We start from the raw sequence: 15,782 nt of genomic DNA, 5'->3' as shown, positions 1-15,782 counted from the left end.
AGAGAGCCCGATCATGTCTCGTTCCGAAACCCTGTTTGCCGATGCCCAGAAACACATTCCCGGAGGCGTGAACTCGCCGGTCCGCGCGTTCAAGAGCGTTGGCGGCACACCGCTGTTCTTCAAACACGCTGAAGGCGCCTACGTCACCGACGAAGACGACAAGCGTTATGTGGATTACGTCGGTTCCTGGGGCCCGATGATCCTCGGCCACAGCCACCCGGACGTGCTCGACGCGGTGCGTAAACAGTTGGAACACGGCCTGTCCTACGGCGCCCCGACCGCGATGGAAACCGAGATGGCCGATCTGGTCTGCTCGATCGTGCCGTCGATGGAAATGGTGCGCATGGTCAGTTCCGGCACCGAAGCGACCATGAGCGCGATTCGCCTGGCCCGTGGCTTCACCGGCCGCGACGCGATCATCAAGTTCGAAGGCTGCTACCACGGTCACTCCGACAGCCTGCTGGTCAAGGCCGGCTCCGGTTTGCTGACTCAGGGCGTACCGAGTTCGGCGGGTGTCCCTGCCGACTTCGCCAAACACACCCTGACCCTGCCGTTCAACGACATCGACGCCGTGGAAGTCATGCTCGCCGAAGTTGGCCAGACCGTGGCGTGCATCATCGTCGAGCCGGTGGCCGGCAACATGAACTGCGTACCACCGGCACCGGGTTTCCTCGAAGGCCTGCGGACCCTGTGCGACAAGCACGGCGTGGTGCTGATCTTCGACGAAGTGATGACCGGTTTCCGTGTGGCACTTGGCGGTGCCCAGGCGCACTTCGGCGTAACCCCGGATTTGAGCACTTTCGGCAAAATCATTGGTGGCGGCATGCCGGTCGGCTGCTTCGGCGGCAAGCGGGAAATCATGTCGCACATCGCGCCGCTGGGTCCGGTGTATCAGGCGGGCACCTTGTCGGGTAACCCGCTGGCCATGGCCGCTGGCCTGACCACCCTGCGCCTGATCAGCCGTCCGGGCTTCCACGCCGAACTGAGCGACTACACCAGCCGCCTGCTCGATGGCCTGCAACAACGCGCCGATGCCGCGGGCATTCCTTTCGTGACCACCCAGGCGGGCGGCATGTTTGGTCTGTACTTCAGTGGCGCCGACGACATCGTGACCTTTGATGACGTGATGTCGAGCGACGCCAACCTGTTCAAGCGCTTCTTCCACTTGATGCTGGAAGGCGGCGTGTACCTGGCGCCGAGTGCCTTCGAAGCCGGTTTCACCTCGATCGCCCACGGCGAAACCGAGTTGAAACTGACGCTGGATGCTGCCGAACGCGCATTCGCCGCACTGAAATAACGCTGTGCCGCTGACGTTGGCGATTGCCAGCGTCAGCTTTTACCTACATTCCTGCGTCTTTTCCTACCCTTGTGCCAATAATCTCCTGCAAAGTGGGCGATATATTCCCCGCGCAGCAGAAAAACGAGTAAAGACTTTGTAAGGTTGGCCCTGCTTATTTCATAATGCGCGCTTATTGGATCCCTCGATGGGTCCGCGCGCCCTTCAGAGGTAAGTCGATTCCCATGAACCGCACCGGCCGCACCCTTGCATTGGGCTGCCTGTTGCTCCTTCAGCCCCTGCTCGCGCACGCACAAGCAGGCGGCAACTCGTTGTTGATCCCAGCGATGGGTCGCTGCACCCTCAATACTCAGCCGCAAGACCTGACGCAAGCGCTGGCCGCCTGCCAGAAAGCGTCGGATGAAGGGGATGCGCAAGCACAATACGAGTTGGGTGAGTTCTACTACGACGGCAAAAACACGCCGCGCGACCTCGATAAAGCGCTTAAATTCTTCGAAAAGGCCTCGCTGCAAGGCCACGCCCAGGCGCAATTCAAACTCGGCACCATGTTCTTCCACGGCGAAGGCGTGCCGGCCAATAACGTTCAGGCGTATATCGTGCTGAAAATGGCCGCGGTCAACGGCGCAGAAGATGCGTTGGACACCGCCGACGAAGTCGCCGAGAAAATGCCCCGCGAAGATCTGGAAGTCGCTACCCAGGTGCTGGGGCAAATCTTCCGTAAATATTTGATGGAATTGCAAAGCGCGGATGGGCGTACGCCTTTCTCGCCACTGCCTTAAATCTTCTTCGCCTCTTCTGACGCTTTCGCGGGCAAGCCTCGCCCCTACAGGTTTGATGTACGCCGTGAAAACGACGCGTATCTGTAGGAGCGAGGCTTGCCCGCGAAGGGAGCGACGCGGTCTTACTTCTCAGGCATCGGCATCGGAAACGGCATCACATTGCCGACCGCGCCACGGGCTTCGCTGATTTTCGGCGTACCCAGGCGTTCGACTTCGTCGATGCGCACGATCGAATGCATCGGCACAAAACTGCGCACCACGCCCTCGAACTGAGCCTTGAGTTTCTCTTCGCTCGGATCGACGACCACTTGCGTGCGCTCGCCAAAGACGAACTCTTCCACTTCCAGGAAGCCCCACAGATCACTTTGATAGATCTGCTTGGCATACATTTCGTACACCTGGCCCTGGTTGAGGAAAATCACCTTGTAGATTGGGGCTTCACGTTTGGTCATGGTGGGCGGGCAACACATTGGGGATAAAAATGAGGGCGCGAACTATAGCATAGCCACTGGACGCACAACGGTAGGAACCTTGGGACATGTTCCCTATAATGCGCGGTTCTTTGAATCACGTGATGACTCTGTCCATGGCCAAGAAGCTTTACATCGAAACCCACGGTTGCCAGATGAACGAGTACGACAGCTCGCGCATGGTCGATCTGCTGGGTGAACACCAGGCCCTGGAAGTCACCGCTCGCGCTGAAGATGCCGACGTGATCCTGCTCAACACCTGCTCGATCCGCGAACGCGCCCAGGACCGGGTGTATTCCCAACTCGGTCGCTGGCGTGAACTGAAACTCGCCAATCCGGACATGGTGATCGCCGTCGGCGGTTGCGTGGCCAGTCAGGAAGGCGCCGCCATCCGCGATCGCGCGCCGTACGTGGACGTGGTGTTCGGCCCGCAGACCCTGCACCGCCTGCCGGAAATGATCGACGCCGCCCGCGCCACCAAGCTGCCGCAAGTGGACGTCTCGTTCCCGGAAATCGAAAAATTCGACCACTTGCCCGAGCCGCGCATCGATGGCCCGAGCGCCTATGTGTCGGTGATGGAGGGCTGCAGCAAGTACTGCACGTTCTGCGTGGTGCCCTATACCCGCGGTGAAGAAGTCAGCCGCCCGTTCGACGACGTGATTGCCGAGATCATTCACCTGGCCGAAAACGGCGTGCGCGAAGTGACCTTACTGGGGCAGAACGTCAACGGTTATCGCGGCACTACTCACGATGGGCGCCTGGCAGATCTGGCTGAGCTGATCCGCGTCGTGGCCGCCGTCGATGGCATCGACCGGATTCGCTACACCACGTCGCACCCGCTGGAGTTCTCGGACAGCCTGATCCAGGCGCACGCCGATGTGCCGGAACTGGTGAAACACCTGCATTTGCCGGTGCAATCAGGCTCCGACCGCATTCTGTCAGCGATGAAGCGCAACCACACCGCGCTGGAATACAAATCCAAACTGCGCAAGCTGCGGGCCGCCGTGCCGGGGATCTGCATCAGTTCCGACTTTATCGTCGGCTTCCCGGGCGAGACCGAAAAAGACTTCGAACAGACCATGAAGCTGATCGAAGATGTCGGTTTCGACTTCTCCTACTCGTTCGTTTATAGCCAGCGCCCGGGCACTCCGGCTGCCGACCTGGCGGACGAGACGCCGGAAGCGCTGAAAAAAGAACGCCTGAACGCCCTGCAACATCGCCTGAACCAGCAAGGTTTCGAGATCAGCCGACAAATGGTCGGCTCGATCCAGCGGATCCTGGTGACCGATTATTCGAAAAAAGACCCCGGCGAGTTGCAAGGCCGGACCGAGAATAACCGGATCGTCAACTTCCGCTGCGACAATCCAACCCTGATTGGCCAGTTCGCCGACGTGCACATTGATGCCGCACAGCCGCACTCGCTGCGGGGCTCGCTGATCCAATAACCCCGCACAAACTGTAGGAGCAAAGCTTGCTCGCGAAGGCGTCATCACAGACAACTTATAGGTTGAATGTCAGTCCGCCTTCGCGGGCAAGCCTCGCTCCTACAAGGGGGGTGTCAGCCTTGGGTTATTTAAGAGCTTTCGCACCCAGCCCACTGGCGTTATCCTTGATTTCATCTTAATTGCCCCAGGGCGGCTAAATACGACCTTGAACGCACCCATCGAACCACATCGTTTTATCCTCGAGCCCTTTGAGGCTCGCCGCTTCGCCAATCTGTGCGGGCAATTCGACGAGCATCTGCGCTTGATCGAACAGCGCCTGACCATCGAGATCCGCAATCGCGGAAACCAGTTCGAGCTGATCGGCGAACCCAAGCACACCACTTCCGCGGAAAACCTGATCCGCCGCCTGTACCGGGAAACCAAAGGTACGGAGCTGTCGCCGGATACGGTTCACCTGTTCCTGCAGGAATCGGCTGTCGAAGAATTGGACAACGTCTCCCCCGCCGAACCTTCCGTCGCCCTGCGCACCAAAAAAGGCATGATTCGCCCTCGCGGCTTGAATCAGTTGCGCTACGTGAAGGAAATCCTCGGTAACGACATCAATTTCGGCATCGGCCCGGCCGGTACCGGCAAGACCTATCTGGCCGTTGCCTGCGCGGTAGACGCGCTGGAACGCGAGCAGATTCGCCGCATCCTGCTGGTGCGCCCGGCGGTCGAGGCCGGTGAAAAGCTCGGTTTCCTGCCCGGCGACTTGTCGCAGAAAATCGACCCGTACCTGCGCCCGCTGTACGACGCGCTCTACGAGATGCTCGGCTTCGAATACGTGGCCAAGCTCATCGAGCGCCAGGTCATCGAAGTCGCACCGCTGGCCTATATGCGCGGTCGCACGCTGAACAACAGTTTCATCATCCTCGACGAAAGCCAGAACACCACCGTCGAGCAGATGAAGATGTTCCTGACCCGCATCGGCTTCGGCTCCACGGCGGTCATTACCGGTGACATCACCCAGGTCGACCTGCCGAAAGGCACCAAATCCGGGCTGCACCATGTGATCGAAGTATTGAAAGACGTGCCGGGCATCAGCTTCACTCATTTCATGCCCAAGGACGTCGTGCGCCATCCATTGGTGCAACGCATTGTCGAAGCCTACGAGCGCTTCGAGAATCGCGTCGCCGAAGAAGCGCCAAAGGACAAACGCCACGATGCTTGAGCTTGATCTGCAACTGGCCACCGAAGCGCCTGTTCCCAGCGAAGCCGAGTTCCGCCAATGGTGCGAGCTGGCCTTGCGCCAGCGCACTGCCGACTCCGAAATGACCATCCGCCTGGTCGATGAGGAAGAAGCCCGCGAACTCAACTTCACCTGGCGGCAGAAAGACTATGCCACCAATGTTTTGTCGTTCCCGGCCGACGTACCCGACGAGTTTCTCGACATTCCCCTGCTGGGCGATCTGGTGATCTGCGTGGCGGTGGTCGAGCGCGAAGCCGCGGAACAAGGCAAGGAACCAAAGGCCCATTGGGCGCATCTGGTCATTCACGGCTGCTTGCATCTGCTTGGTTACGACCATATAGATGACGAGGAAGCCGAGGAAATGGAAGCACTGGAACAAACGTTGCTTGCCGAGTTGGGCTATCCCGACCCTTACGCGGACGACGAAACAGACACATCCCCTATCGTTACAACAAAGGATTCAGAGTAATCGCTATGAGCGAAGATCGATCGAGCAACGGGCAGAAGTCATGGCTGGGTAAGCTCACCCAGGCTTTTGCCCACGAGCCGAAGAACCGCCAGGAGCTGCTGGAGCTGCTGCGCGACGCACACCAAAACAAACTGCTGGACAGCGAAGCGCTGGCCATCGTCGAAGGCGCCATCCAGGTTGCGGACCTGCAAGTACGGGACATCATGGTCCCGCGCTCGCAGATGATCAGCATCAAGGCGACCCAGACACCTCGCGAGTTCCTGCCCGCCGTGGTCGACTCGGCCCACTCCCGCTACCCGGTGATCGGCGAAAGCCACGATGACGTGATGGGCGTGTTGCTGGCCAAGGACTTGCTGCCGTTGATCCTCAAGGAGAACGGCGACAGCTTCAACATCAAGGACCTGCTGCGCCCGGCCACTTTTGTGCCGGAGTCCAAGCGCCTGAATGTGCTGCTGCGTGAGTTCCGCGCCAACCATAACCACATGGCCATCGTCATCGACGAATACGGCGGTGTGGCGGGCCTGGTGACCATCGAAGACGTGCTGGAACAAATCGTCGGCGACATCGAAGACGAGCATGACGTCGAAGAAGACAGCTACATCAAGCCACTGCCCAGCGGTGACTTCCTGATCAAGGCGCTGACGCCGATCGAGAACTTCAACGAGTTCTTCGACAGCACATTCTCCGACGACGAGTTCGACACGGTGGGTGGCCTGGTGATGAGCGCGTTCGGGCACTTGCCAAAACGTAACGAAATCACTGAAATCGGCCCTTATCGCTTCCGCATCCTGAACGCCGACAGCCGTCGGATTCACCTGCTGCGCCTGACACCTATCGCCCGGTAATTCTAAGGATTGAAATGCATCGTCTGACCCGCCCCGGCTGGCCCGGTAACCTGCTGGCCGTGGTGGCCGGTGCAATCACCACCCTGGCGTTGGCGCCGTTCGATATCTGGCCGCTGGCATTGCTGGCGGTCGGTTTCTTCTATGCCGGCTTGCGTGAACTGACCCCGCGTCAGGCCCTGGGCCGTGGCTGGTGTTTCGGTTTCGGCCTGTTTGGCGCTGGCACCAGCTGGATCTACTACAGCATCCACCACTTCGGCGGCGCTTCAGTGCTGCTGGCCGGTTTCCTGATGCTGATTTTCACCGCGGCGATTGCCTGGTTCTTCGCCCTGCCGGCCTGGATCTGGGCGCGCTGGTTGCGCCGTAACGAAGCACCGCTGGCCGATGCCTTGGCGTTTGCGGCGTTGTGGGTCGGCCAGGAAGCGTTTCGTGGCTGGTTCCTCACCGGTTTCCCGTGGCTCTATTCCGGTTACAGCCAGCTCGACGGCCCGTTGGCCGGGCTCGCGCCGGTCGGTGGGATGTGGCTGATTTCCTTTACCCTGGCGCTGACGGCAGCGCTGATCTGGAACGCTCCACGTCTGGTTCGCACGAAGCGCAAAGGCTTCATTGCGGCGGGCGTGGTGTTGCTGGCCGGGCCATGGGTCGCGGGCCTGTTGCTCAAGGAGCACGCGTGGACCACCCCGGCCGGTCCGCCCCTGAGCGTCGCCGCCATTCAAGGCAACATCGAACAAAGCATGAAATGGGACCCGGCGCAGCTCAACTCGCAACTGGCGCTGTACCGCGACATGAGCCTCAGTTCCAAGCGCGTCGACCTGCTGATCTGGCCGGAAACCGCTGTCCCGGTGCTAAAGGAGTCCGCCGAGGGCTACCTGACCATGATGGGAAACTTCGCCGCCGAGCGTAAGACTGCGCTGATTACCGGCGTACCGATTCGCCAGGAAGTCCGGCACGAGCGACGCTTCTTCAATGGCATCACCGTGGTCGGTGAAGGCGACGGCACGTACCTCAAGCAAAAACTGGTGCCGTTCGGTGAATACGTGCCATTGCAGGACATATTGCGTGGAATGATCGCGTTCTTTGACCTGCCGATGTCGGACTTTGCCCGCGGGCCCGCCGATCAGGCGATGCTGCAAGCCAAGGGTTATCAGATCGCGCCGTTCATTTGCTATGAAGTGGTCTACCCGGAGTTTGCCGCCGGCCTCGCCGCCCGTAGCGACCTGTTGCTGACGATTAGTAACGACACCTGGTTCGGCACCTCTATCGGTCCGCTGCAACATTTGCAGATGGCGCAGATGCGCGCGCTGGAGGCCGGCCGCTGGATGATCCGCGCCACCAACAATGGCGTGACCGGTTTGATCAACCCGTTCGGGCAGATCACGACCCAGCTTCCGCAGTTCGAACGCGGGATTCTGTATGGCGAGGTGGTGCCGATGCACAACCTGACGCCGTACCTGGAATGGCGTTCGTGGCCGTTGATTATTCTGTGTGTGTTGTTGTTTGGCTGGGCACTGGTGGCTAGCCGTATGGCCAAGACCGTTTAATCGCGGCGCTGAATGATCGTTCCCACGCTCTGCGTGGGAACGATCATCTTCAGCGATAGAACATTGAATACCCGACCTGCCCCACCGCCTCATTCAACAACTGCCCGCTCTGCCAGATCGATTTGAATTCCGGCATCCAGCCGCCCAGCGGCCGGGCATTGTCCACGCCCAGGAACCCCACCGGCGCGGGTACCACTTCAAATCCAGCCTGCTTGAAACTCCAGACCGCCCGCGGCATGTGCCAGGCCTGAGTCACCACCACCACGCGCTTGATCCCTTGCGGCAGCAACACCTCGGCACTGAACTGCGCATTTTCCCAGGTCGTGCGGCTACGTCCTTCCTGCCAACGCACGGTCACGCCGAAATCGTCGAGCAGCGAATCCGCCATCAATTTGGCTTCGGTGGGCGGTGTGCCGTAATGCAAGCCGCCGCTGGTGAGGATCGGCAGGCCCGAGGCCTTGGCCAGTCGCGCGGCATAACGCTGACGCTCCAGGCCGACGCCGGTCGGCTGATCGGCGCCCCAGGCGAGGTCGCCCCGCTCACGCCCGGAACCCAACACCACGATCGCATCGGCACGCTGTCCCAGGGTCGCCCACCCATCCAGGGCCAGCGCCGGCTCCCGCTCCAGAGCCTTGGCGCTCCATTGCACCACCACCGGCAGGCTCATCAGCCAGAACCCGCCCAGACCCAAAGCAAAGCACAACCCGGCCAATCGCGGCCGTGAGCGGCGCAACCACCAGGCAAGCGCCAGCAGCAGCAAAAGAATGCCGGGAGGCAATAGAAGTTGTTTTACGAAATAACGAAAAGGCATCGAGCATCTCCAGAGATGCCCGAAGCCTAAGTGGGTTGACGCGATGCGACAACTAATGCGGAAGGGCTATGCTGAAAAAACCATGCGTCATGGCTTCAAGTGCCCTTACTTGAATTGCAGGGACCGGACCTTTACCGCGTCCCTGCCGGGTGTTTTGTCCTTGAGCCAGATGATCTTGGCCGAACGTGGTGCGTCGAGTTGCTTCACTGCTTCAGACAAGCATCCCTGTGTTTCACGTTCGCTGCGATCCAGATACGCCTTGACCAATGCAAACTCTGCGGGGCTCAGGCCACGCAACTCCAGCTCCAGGGGACGTTCATCACGCAACCGACCGGCGGTTTTTGCCGCGTCGAGGGCCATCCCCAGACGATCGATCAGTCGCTCATACAGCTCCGGTTTTGTAACTTTACGTTGTGACTCAACCATCCCTCACCTCATTGAAGATAAGACTCACTCCCCAATTAGGAGCTTAGCTTCCATGAACAAACCGGCTGAACCCTGCGACCAACGGCCCTCGCGGCAGGTTTGGGGCCACCTTTTGCCTGTAATCAGGGTTTCCCTCGATAGAGTGCGGTCATGTATGCTACGGCGCTTCCTGTAACTCCACTTCCAGCTCGTCTGGACACCGAACCGCCGATTTGGCGTGATCACCGTCCAACGTTGCATTGAAGAGGATTAGGCCACCCCTATTCAGTTCAAAAGTAGCCATGCACGAACAATATCAGCCCCGTGAAATCGAAGCCGCCGCCCAGTCGTTCTGGGACGAGCAAAAGTCCTTTGAAGTCAGTGAACAGCCAGGCAAGGAGACGTTCTACTGCCTGTCGATGTTCCCTTACCCCAGCGGCAAGCTACACATGGGGCACGTGCGCAACTACACCATCGGCGACGTGATCTCCCGCTACCAGCGCATGCAAGGCAAGAACGTCCTGCAACCCATGGGTTGGGACGCCTTCGGCATGCCGGCGGAAAACGCCGCGATGAAGAACAACGTAGCGCCCGCCAAGTGGACCTACGAAAACATCGCCTACATGAAGACCCAGCTGCGCAGCCTGGGCCTGGCAGTGGACTGGTCTCGCGAAGTGACCACCTGCAAGCCCGATTACTACCGCTGGGAACAGTGGCTGTTCACTCGCCTGTTCGAAAAAGGCGTGATCTACAAAAAGAGCGGCACCGTGAACTGGGACCCGGTCGACCAGACCGTCCTGGCCAACGAGCAAGTGATCGACGGCCGCGGCTGGCGTTCCGGCGCGCTGATCGAAAAGCGCGAAATCCCGATGTACTACTTCAAGATCACCGCTTACGCGGATGAACTGCTGTCGAGCCTCGACGATCTGCCGGGCTGGCCTGAACAGGTCAAGACCATGCAGCGCAACTGGATCGGCAAGTCCCGCGGCATGGAAGTGCAGTTCCCATACAACGTCGACTCGATCGGCGAAAGCGGCGTACTGAAAGTCTTCACCACCCGCCCGGACACCCTGATGGGCGCGACCTACGTAGCGGTCGCCGCCGAACACCCGCTGGCAACCCTGGCCGCGCAGAACAGTCCTGAGCTGCAAGCGTTCATCGCTGAATGCAAGGGCGGCAGCGTCGCTGAAGCCGACGTCGCCACTCAAGAGAAAAAAGGCCTGCCGACTTCGCTGTTCGTCGAGCACCCGCTGACCGGTGAGAAACTCCCGGTGTGGGTCGCCAACTATGTGCTGATGCATTACGGCGACGGCGCTGTGATGGCAGTTCCGGCGCACGATGAGCGCGATTTCGAGTTCGCCACCAAGTACAACCTGCCGATCAAATCCGTGGTGCGCACCAGCTCCGGCGACACCAACCCGGCGCCATGGCAAGACGCCTACGGCGAGCACGGCACGCTGATCAATTCCGGCGAGTTCGACGGCCTCGACTTCGAAGGCGCCTTCGACGCCATGGAAGTCGCGCTGATCAAGAAAGAACTCGGCGCCTCGCGCACCCAGTTCCGCCTGCGCGACTGGGGCATCAGCCGCCAGCGCTACTGGGGCTGCCCGATCCCGATCATCCACTGCGAAACCTGCGGCGATGTGCCGGTCCCGGAAGATCAACTGCCGGTCGTACTGCCCGAAGACGTGGTGCCGGACGGCGCCGGTTCGCCACTGGCACGCATGCCCGAGTTCTACGAGTGCAGCTGCCCGAAATGCGGCGCACCGGCCAAGCGTGAAACCGACACCATGGACACCTTCGTCGAGTCCTCGTGGTACTACGCCCGCTACGCCTCGCCACACTATGAAGGCGGCCTGGTAGAAAAATCGGCGGCCGATCACTGGTTGCCGGTGGACCAGTACATCGGCGGCATCGAACACGCAATTCTTCACCTGCTGTACGCGCGCTTCTTCCACAAGCTGATGCGTGACGAAGGCCTGGTGAGCTCCAACGAGCCGTTCAAGAACCTGCTGACCCAAGGCATGGTGATCGCCGAGACTTACTATCGTCGCGAAGCCAATGGTGCCTACACCTGGTTCAACCCGGCTGACGTAGAACTTGAGCGTGACAGCAAGGCCAAGGTCATTAGCGCCAAACTGATCTCCGACGGTCTGCCGGTGGAAATCGGCGGCACCGAGAAGATGGCCAAGTCCAAGAACAACGGCGTCGACCCACAGTCGATGATTGACCAGTTCGGCGCAGACACCTGCCGCCTGTTCATGATGTTCGCCTCGCCACCCGACATGAGCGCGGAATGGTCCGACTCCGGTGTCGAGGGTTCGCACCGCTTCCTCAAGCGCGTCTGGCGCCTGGCCCAAGCCCACGTCACACAGGGCCTGCCGGGCAAACTGGACATCGCCAGCCTGAACGACGAGCAGAAAGCCATTCGCCGTTCGATCCACCAGGCCATTAAACAGGCCAGCCACGACGTCGGCCAGAACCACAAATTCAACACCGCCATCGCCCAGGTGATGACGTTGATGAACGTGCTGGAAAAAGCCCCGCAAGGCACCGCACAGGATCGCGCGCTGATTCACGAAGGCCTGGAAACCGTGGTCCTGCTGCTGGCACCGATCACCCCGCACATCAGCCACGAGCTGTGGAATCAACTGGGTCACGCCGACCCGGTGATCGACGCAAGCTGGCCAGTGCTGGATGAGAGCGCGTTGGTACAGGACAGCCTGCAACTGGTGATTCAGGTCAACGGCAAGCTGCGCGGCCACATTGAAATGCCGGCCAGCGCCACTCGCGAAGAAGTCGAAGCGGCCGCAAGGGCCAATGAGAACGTGCTGCGCTTCGTCGATGGCCTGACTATTCGTAAAGTGATCGTAGTGCCCGGGAAACTGGTCAATATCGTCGCCAGCTAATTGGATCAGGCGCCAGGTGAGCCTGGCGCCGAGTTAAACCTTTCGGGCCGCACGGTCGGCCCACATGGTTTCAAGGGGAGCAACAAGATGATCAAACGCAATCTGCTGGTGATGGGCCTCGCAGTCCTGTTGAGCGCCTGCGGTTTCCAGCTGCGCGGCACGGGCACCACCGAACTGGCGATCAAGGAACTCGACCTTAGCGCCCGCAATGCCTATGGCGAAACCGTGACGCAACTGCGTCAGGTACTGCAAAGCAGCGGCGTCAAGGTCTACACCGGTGCACCGTACAAGCTGATTCTGACCGATGAGCAGGAAAGCCAGCGCATCCTCAGCTACGCCGGTGCCGGCCGTACGGGTGAGTATCAGGTGACCACCGTGCTGAACTACGACATCCGTGGCGAACACAACCTGGCCCTGATGAGCGACAAGCTTGAAGTGCAGAAAATCTTCATCCACGACGGCAACAACCTGGTAGGTTCCGACCAGGAAGCCGCCACCGCTCGCGCTGAAACCCGTCGCGAACTGGTCCAACGCATGATGCTGCGTTTGCAACAGATCACACCGGTTCAGCTGGAGAAGCTGCAACAGACTGCGAACAACCGTGCCAAGGCTGAAGCCGATGCACTGAACGCAGCACAGAAGGCTGAAGCGGAAACTCCGCGCCAGTCGCCCGTCGAAATCCCGCAGCAATAAGACTTACGGGGCGCTCAGGCGCCCCGTTCGCCCTCTCTTATGAAACTCGCCCCCGCCCAACTCGCCAAACACCTGCAAGGTGCCCTTGCGCCGGTCTACATCATCAGTGGTGATGACCCGTTGCTATGCCAGGAAGCGGCCGACGCCATTCGCGCTGCGGCTCGCCAGCAAGGTTTCGATGAACGCCAGGTCTTCGCCGCCGACACCAGTTTCGACTGGGGAACGCTGCTGCAGGCCGGTGCCAGCATGTCGTTGTTCGCCGAAAAGCGTCTATTGGAGCTGCGTTTGCCTTCCGGCAAGCCTGGCGACAAAGGCGCCGCGGCGTTCATCGAATACTGCTCGCGCCCGGCCGAAGACACGATCTTGCTGATCAGCCTGCCCAAGCTCGATGGTGCCGCGCAGAAGACCAAGTGGGGTAAGGCGCTGGTTGAAGGTGCGCAGACTCAGTTCGTGCAGATCTGGCCGGTGGACGCGAACCAGTTGCCGAGCTGGATTCGCCAGCGCTTGTCCCAGGCTGGGCTGTCTGCCAGCCAGGACGCTGTCGAACTGATTGCTGCCCGGGTCGAGGGCAACCTGTTGGCCGCCGCCCAGGAAATCGAAAAGCTCAAGCTGATGGCCGAGGGTGGCCAGATCACCGTCGAAACCGTGCAGGCGGCCGTAGCCGACAGTGCGCGCTTTGATGTGTTTGGCCTGACCGATGCGATTCTCAACGGCGAAGCTGCCCATGCCCTGCGTATGCTCGAAGGGCTGCGGGGTGAAGGCGTAGAACCGCCGGTGATTCTCTGGGCCCTGGCCCGAGAGTTGCGCCTTCTGGCCAACCTGTCGCTGCAATACAGCCAGGGTGTACCGCTGGACAAAGCCTTCAGCTCGGCGCGACCGCCAGTCTGGGATAAACGCAAACCGTTGATGAGCAAAGCCCTGCAACGCTACTCGGCGCAACGCTGGGCGCAGTTGTTGCTGGAAGCGCAGCGTATCGATGCGCAAATCAAGGGCCAGGCGGCGGGTTCACCGTGGATGAGCTTGAGTCGGTTGTCGTTGTTAATGGCTGGGCAACGGCTGAACTTGCCCGCCGAGTAACCTGTAGCAGCTGGCGAAGCCTGCGTTCGGCTGCGCAGCAGTCGTAAAATCAGACAGCACGGTGTGTCAGGATGATCCGGAACTCAGGGTTTACGACTGCTGCGCAGCCGAACGCAGGCTTCGCCAGCTGCTACAGAGGTTTCCTACACGACTCACATCCATTTGCCCTATAGACAGAACCCCAACTTCGGCAGATTATTTCCCCCGCAAAACCCACCTATCTGTGAGATCCGATCATGAGCAAAAAGCCATCTAAAAATGGCCCGAACAAGGCCAAATCCATCATCGCCCAGCCACTGTTCCGCAGCCGTCAGGAACGAGCCGGCAAGGGCAAAGGCAGCTACCGCCGCGAAGCCTTCCAGTCTAATAGCTGGGAGGCTTCTTACTTTCTGGCCGCTTGAAGCGCAGCCCCCCTTCTCCATGGTAAGGTCTGCACCTGATTCGTATTCCCTGGACCTGTGCATGCCCCTTTGTCTTTCCCGTCGTTGGCACCTACGCCAATTGATTGCTGCCTCCAGCCTCATCTTGCTTGTCGCCTGCGCGGAAAAACCCACCGCCGCCGACGCCCAACCGCTTCAGACCGCCCCCGTCTCGACCGCTCCTGCGGTGATTCCGCCTGTGGTACCGAGTGGTGACAACCTCGACATCCAGCCGACCCAGACCTTCGCTGAATGGCAGGCCGGTTTCCGCAAGGACGCCCTGGCCGCCGGTATTCGCGCCGATCTGTTCGACCGCGCTTTCGCCAATGTCAGCTTCGACGACAGCGTGATCCGCGCCGACCGTAGCCAGCCGGAATTCTCCCGCCCGGTGTGGGAATACCTCGACGGTGCGCTGTCGCCGCTGCGCGTGCGCAAAGGCCAGGCGCTGGTCAGCCAGTACGCCGACATCCTGCAAAGCATCGAGCAACGCTATGGCGTCGACCGTCAGGCACTCGTCGCGGTGTGGGGCATGGAAAGTAACTTCGGGCAGTTCCAGGGCAGCAAGTCGGTGATCAACTCCCTGGCGACCCTGGCCTATGAAGGCCGCCGCCCTGGGTTCGCCCATGCGCAACTGATCGCCGCGCTGCAGATCCTGCAACAGGGCGATATCACCCCGGAGAAAATGCTCGGTTCCTGGGCCGGCGCCATGGGCCAGACCCAGTTCATTCCGACCACCTACAACACCCACGCCGTGGATTTCGATGGCGACGGGCGCCGCGACATTTGGGGCAGCCCCGCCGATGCCTTGGCCTCGACTGCGCATTACCTGCAAAACTCCGGCTGGCAGAAAGGCCAGCCGTGGGGCTTCGAGGCGCAGCTGCCGGGCAACTTCAATTACGTCCTGGCCGACGGCACGATTCGCAAGAGCGTTGCCGAATGGCTGCAACTGGGCGTAACCCTGCCCAATGGCGCGCAAGTCCCGGCGGGCTCCGAACACTTGTCGGCCGCCCTGCTGCTCCCGGCCGGTTATCGCGGCCCGGCGTTCCTGGTCCTCGACAACTTCCGCGCGATCCTCAAGTACAACAACTCGTCGTCTTATGCCTTGGCGGTCAGCCTGCTGTCCGAACGCTTCAACGGCGCCGGCCTGATCAACGGCACCTGGCCAAAAGATGATTTGCCGCTCAGCCGTAGCGAGCGGATCGAGCTGCAAAACCTGCTGAGTGCGCAGAACTACGAGGCGGGCACTGCCGACGGCATTATCGGCGCCAATACCCGCAAGGCAATCCGCAGCGCCCAGCAGTCGTTTGGCTGGCCGGCGGATGGGTATCCGACGCACAAGTTGCTGGAAGGTTTGCGTAGCCGCTAAAAGCAAAAGCTTCGCGGGCAAGCCTCGCTCC

At 60.5% G+C, this 15,782-nt stretch carries 15 protein-coding genes; 12 read left to right on the top strand and 3 right to left on the bottom strand.

What is annotated here, in order from left to right:
* Positions 1-13: 13 nt before the first annotated feature.
* Positions 14-1,297 carry a glutamate-1-semialdehyde 2,1-aminomutase gene (gene hemL / locus HKK53_RS24690; protein ID WP_149660871.1) on the top strand — a complete coding sequence of 428 codons (1,284 nt, stop codon included), beginning with the start codon at positions 14-16 and terminating at the stop codon, positions 1,295-1,297.
* Positions 1,298-1,521: 224 nt separating this feature from the next.
* On the top strand, positions 1,522-2,076 hold the full coding sequence (locus HKK53_RS24685) for a tetratricopeptide repeat protein (protein ID WP_123596755.1): 555 nt from the start codon (positions 1,522-1,524) through the stop codon (positions 2,074-2,076).
* Between the two features lie 122 nt (positions 2,077-2,198).
* Here HKK53_RS24685 and HKK53_RS24680 read toward each other — a convergent pair whose 3' ends face one another.
* Positions 2,199-2,528: a DUF1820 family protein gene (locus tag HKK53_RS24680; RefSeq protein ID WP_007894425.1), complete on the bottom strand. Its 330-nt coding sequence runs from the start codon at positions 2,526-2,528 to the stop codon at positions 2,199-2,201.
* Positions 2,529-2,662: 134 nt separating this feature from the next.
* On the opposite strand from HKK53_RS24680, the gene miaB reads away from it, so the two are divergent.
* The 5 genes from miaB to lnt all read left to right on the top strand — a co-directional run bounded on the left by miaB (position 2,663) and on the right by lnt (position 8,071).
* Entirely contained in the window at positions 2,663-3,991 is a 1,329-nt protein-coding gene (miaB, locus tag HKK53_RS24675) for a tRNA (N6-isopentenyl adenosine(37)-C2)-methylthiotransferase MiaB (RefSeq protein WP_169372937.1), read from the top strand.
* Between the two features lie 205 nt (positions 3,992-4,196).
* On the top strand, positions 4,197-5,201 hold the full coding sequence (locus HKK53_RS24670) for a PhoH family protein (protein ID WP_169372936.1): 1,005 nt from the start codon (positions 4,197-4,199) through the stop codon (positions 5,199-5,201).
* Positions 5,194-5,688 carry an rRNA maturation RNase YbeY gene (gene ybeY / locus HKK53_RS24665; RefSeq protein WP_169372935.1) on the top strand — a complete coding sequence of 165 codons (495 nt, stop codon included), beginning with the start codon at positions 5,194-5,196 and terminating at the stop codon, positions 5,686-5,688. Before HKK53_RS24670 ends, ybeY begins: the two co-directional genes overlap by 8 nt.
* Positions 5,689-5,693: 5 nt before the next feature.
* On the top strand, positions 5,694-6,533 hold the full coding sequence (locus HKK53_RS24660; RefSeq protein WP_169372934.1) for an HlyC/CorC family transporter: 840 nt from the start codon (positions 5,694-5,696) through the stop codon (positions 6,531-6,533).
* 14 nt (positions 6,534-6,547) lie between these two features.
* A complete protein-coding gene (lnt, locus tag HKK53_RS24655) occupies positions 6,548-8,071 on the top strand; it encodes an apolipoprotein N-acyltransferase (protein WP_169372933.1) in 1,524 nt (507 codons plus the stop codon).
* A 49-nt stretch (positions 8,072-8,120) separates the two neighbouring features.
* Here lnt and HKK53_RS24650 read toward each other — a convergent pair whose 3' ends face one another.
* Both HKK53_RS24650 and HKK53_RS24645 read right to left on the bottom strand, forming a co-directional pair.
* On the bottom strand, positions 8,121-8,882 hold the full coding sequence (locus HKK53_RS24650) for a YdcF family protein (protein WP_169372932.1): 762 nt from the start codon (positions 8,880-8,882) through the stop codon (positions 8,121-8,123).
* 105 nt (positions 8,883-8,987) lie between these two features.
* Positions 8,988-9,308: a hypothetical protein gene (locus HKK53_RS24645; RefSeq protein WP_133837591.1), complete on the bottom strand. Its 321-nt coding sequence runs from the start codon at positions 9,306-9,308 to the stop codon at positions 8,988-8,990.
* Between the two features lie 281 nt (positions 9,309-9,589).
* Here HKK53_RS24645 and leuS point away from each other — a divergent pair, with 281 nt between their 5' ends.
* From leuS to HKK53_RS24620, 5 genes are all read left to right on the top strand, one after another.
* Entirely contained in the window at positions 9,590-12,196 is a 2,607-nt protein-coding gene (leuS, locus tag HKK53_RS24640) for a leucine--tRNA ligase (protein WP_169372931.1), read from the top strand.
* 87 nt (positions 12,197-12,283) lie between these two features.
* Positions 12,284-12,889, top strand: a complete 606-nt coding sequence (locus HKK53_RS24635) for an LPS-assembly lipoprotein LptE (protein WP_169372930.1) — start codon at positions 12,284-12,286, stop codon at positions 12,887-12,889.
* 39 nt (positions 12,890-12,928) lie between these two features.
* Positions 12,929-13,966 carry a DNA polymerase III subunit delta gene (holA, locus tag HKK53_RS24630; RefSeq protein ID WP_169372929.1) on the top strand — a complete coding sequence of 346 codons (1,038 nt, stop codon included), beginning with the start codon at positions 12,929-12,931 and terminating at the stop codon, positions 13,964-13,966.
* 236 nt (positions 13,967-14,202) lie between these two features.
* Positions 14,203-14,367: an alternative ribosome rescue factor ArfA gene (arfA, locus tag HKK53_RS24625; RefSeq protein ID WP_094470475.1), complete on the top strand. Its 165-nt coding sequence runs from the start codon at positions 14,203-14,205 to the stop codon at positions 14,365-14,367.
* Between the two features lie 61 nt (positions 14,368-14,428).
* Positions 14,429-15,751, top strand: coding sequence for a lytic murein transglycosylase (locus tag HKK53_RS24620; RefSeq protein WP_169372928.1), 1,323 nt, complete (start codon positions 14,429-14,431; stop codon positions 15,749-15,751).
* The last annotated feature ends 31 nt before the right edge of the window (positions 15,752-15,782 follow it).

This window comes from Pseudomonas sp. ADAK7, assembly GCF_012935675.1.
Classification (GTDB): domain Bacteria; phylum Pseudomonadota; class Gammaproteobacteria; order Pseudomonadales; family Pseudomonadaceae; genus Aquipseudomonas.
Note: the sequence above shows the minus strand (reverse complement) of the source record. Positions and strands in the feature narration are given on the sequence as shown.

Bases quoted from the DNA above. Each gene is read 5' to 3' on its own strand.
- HKK53_RS24620 (WP_169372928.1), top strand. From the start codon at position 14,429: ATGCCCCTTTGTCTTTCCCGTCGTTGGCACCTACGCCAATTGATTGCT.
- HKK53_RS24660 (WP_169372934.1), top strand. From the start codon at position 5,694: ATGAGCGAAGATCGATCGAGCAACGGGCAGAAGTCATGGCTGGGTAAG.
- HKK53_RS24635 (WP_169372930.1), top strand. From the start codon at position 12,284: ATGATCAAACGCAATCTGCTGGTGATGGGCCTCGCAGTCCTGTTGAGC.
- leuS (WP_169372931.1), top strand. From the start codon at position 9,590: ATGCACGAACAATATCAGCCCCGTGAAATCGAAGCCGCCGCCCAGTCG.
- lnt (WP_169372933.1), top strand. From the start codon at position 6,548: ATGCATCGTCTGACCCGCCCCGGCTGGCCCGGTAACCTGCTGGCCGTG.
- HKK53_RS24645 (WP_133837591.1), bottom strand. From the start codon at position 9,308: ATGGTTGAGTCACAACGTAAAGTTACAAAACCGGAGCTGTATGAGCGA.
- HKK53_RS24680 (WP_007894425.1), bottom strand. From the start codon at position 2,528: ATGACCAAACGTGAAGCCCCAATCTACAAGGTGATTTTCCTCAACCAG.
- ybeY (WP_169372935.1), top strand. From the start codon at position 5,194: ATGCTTGAGCTTGATCTGCAACTGGCCACCGAAGCGCCTGTTCCCAGC.
- arfA (WP_094470475.1), top strand. From the start codon at position 14,203: ATGAGCAAAAAGCCATCTAAAAATGGCCCGAACAAGGCCAAATCCATC.
- holA (WP_169372929.1), top strand. From the start codon at position 12,929: ATGAAACTCGCCCCCGCCCAACTCGCCAAACACCTGCAAGGTGCCCTT.
- hemL (WP_149660871.1), top strand. From the start codon at position 14: ATGTCTCGTTCCGAAACCCTGTTTGCCGATGCCCAGAAACACATTCCC.
- miaB (WP_169372937.1), top strand. From the start codon at position 2,663: ATGGCCAAGAAGCTTTACATCGAAACCCACGGTTGCCAGATGAACGAG.
- HKK53_RS24685 (WP_123596755.1), top strand. From the start codon at position 1,522: ATGAACCGCACCGGCCGCACCCTTGCATTGGGCTGCCTGTTGCTCCTT.
- HKK53_RS24650 (WP_169372932.1), bottom strand. From the start codon at position 8,882: ATGCCTTTTCGTTATTTCGTAAAACAACTTCTATTGCCTCCCGGCATT.